This is a genomic window from Xenorhabdus sp. BG5, from assembly GCF_015163665.1.
In the GTDB taxonomy this organism is placed as follows: Bacteria; Pseudomonadota; Gammaproteobacteria; order Enterobacterales; family Enterobacteriaceae; genus Xenorhabdus.
Genome location: NZ_JADEUG010000068.1, coordinates 1 through 1,657 on the forward strand (window position 1 = coordinate 1; position 1,657 = coordinate 1,657).

General features: G+C 44.2%; 2 pseudogenes. Both read right to left on the reverse strand.

The features are described 5' to 3' along the window. Positions 1–412: 412 nt before the first annotated feature. A pseudogene (locus IQ209_RS17780) lies at positions 413–1,126 on the reverse strand (primase-like DNA-binding domain-containing protein); the annotation flags it as partial. Between the two features lie 189 nt (positions 1,127–1,315). Then, positions 1,316–1,477, reverse strand: a pseudogene (locus IQ209_RS18525) (primase-helicase zinc-binding domain-containing protein); the annotation flags it as partial. Between the last annotated feature and the right edge of the window lie 180 nt (positions 1,478–1,657).

Sequence of the window (1,657 nt, forward strand, 5' to 3'; positions counted from 1 at the left end):
CACAAAGTGCAACATATTTAAACCACACTGACGCGCTACGCTTGTCTTCTCCGATTTGCCGGGCTAATACATTAACCCGGCAAATCGGAGAGCTGTAAAACACCTGCCAGAAAAAACTTTTTTGTTTACCCCACCGTATTAAAGAAATAGGGATAAAACTGTTCACCCTGTTCACCTTTAAATATTTTATTTAAATTCATATTGTTAAAGGGTGATGACTTGAAATTGAACTCTTCACCCCACCGTTCACCTCAAATCTGAAAAAAGGTGAACAGGGTTGAAGAGTTGTGAACAGTTTAAAAATAACTCTTCACCTTATAATAATTTGATATATCTGATTTAAATTACAGGGTGAACAGTAGTGAACACTTTTTTATATTTCTTTGAAAACCATCAGCAATGAAGAAAAAAATTATTCTTCTGGCAGGTTATTCCTTGTCAGTTTTGGCATCCACTCGATGGCAGTATCAAGATCCAGTCTCAGATTGCTGCGAATACCCTGTTTGCTTTTCTTGCGCAGGTATTGCTGACTGTACTCTGCCAGTGCGCCCGGCATATCCATGCCAAAGCGGGTTACGGAAACGGGTTTATTCAGGTTATTGCCTTTCATGTAAGCAAGGTAGGCATGATAAAGGTATTTGCGGGGATTGAACGGCATAATTTCCGCATTACCGATTAACAGGCCGTCAGCTTCATCGGATGCAATCAGGTGACCGCAGAAATCGACCAGTGGATCGGTGCCACGTTTGATATCCAGTGCTTCTTCTGATTTCTGTTGCTCTGCCAGTAAACGCCTTGCGGATTGTGGGTCAGCGAACCGATGCAGCAGATGCCGGATAATCACAGGCAATTCTGTTGCAATCTTCTCTCGTAGAAGTGGATCGCGTTCGTTTTCTGGTACGACTTCGGAAAAGTTGAAAATTACCCGACGCCGAGACACGCCACCACTGCGATCACTGAAACTCATAGCATTATTATTCACAGCCAGCACCACCGCTGGAATACGGGTTGAATAAGGTTGTTTGTGCTTCGGATCGATGGCAACTTCATCCCCGCCTGTAATGGCTTTGATGCCGGAGCCGTCACCTACATAGCGAGTCTGGTCTGGCAGGATAATCAGCGAATAAGGCGATTGTCCGGAAACAGTCTTCGCCATTAGTGCCGCGACTCTTTCAGCAATCGGTTGAGCTGGATAGATAGTTTCTCTGGCTGGTTTGGATTCTGGCAAAGGCAATGCCAACACATCTGCAATAATTTTTGCTGCTTCAACAATCGAGACACCTCTGATCTTTGCCACTAAATCCAGCCCATCACCATAGTTCGGAGCATCACACTGGCGGCAATGCCAGTTGCCGTGATGATGATCGTCGATAAAGTGAAAACGATCAGTACCGCCGCAGATGGGGCAAATACCATGTTTACCTTTAGCGGGGACATCAATGCCACAGGCAGGCAATAAATTTGCCCAAAAATACATAGCAGAGGTTTTAACGGTCTGAATCAGGTCAAGCGGTTTTGAGTGATTTGAAGTTTTTTGTTGTATAAATTGTATTGGCTTAGACTTGATCTGACAGCTACCGGTTATTTATACAGGTGTCTGTCAGGTTAAATCTGGTTCAGATTCTTTTCTGCCCAGACCCGTTTGCCATCAAGTAAC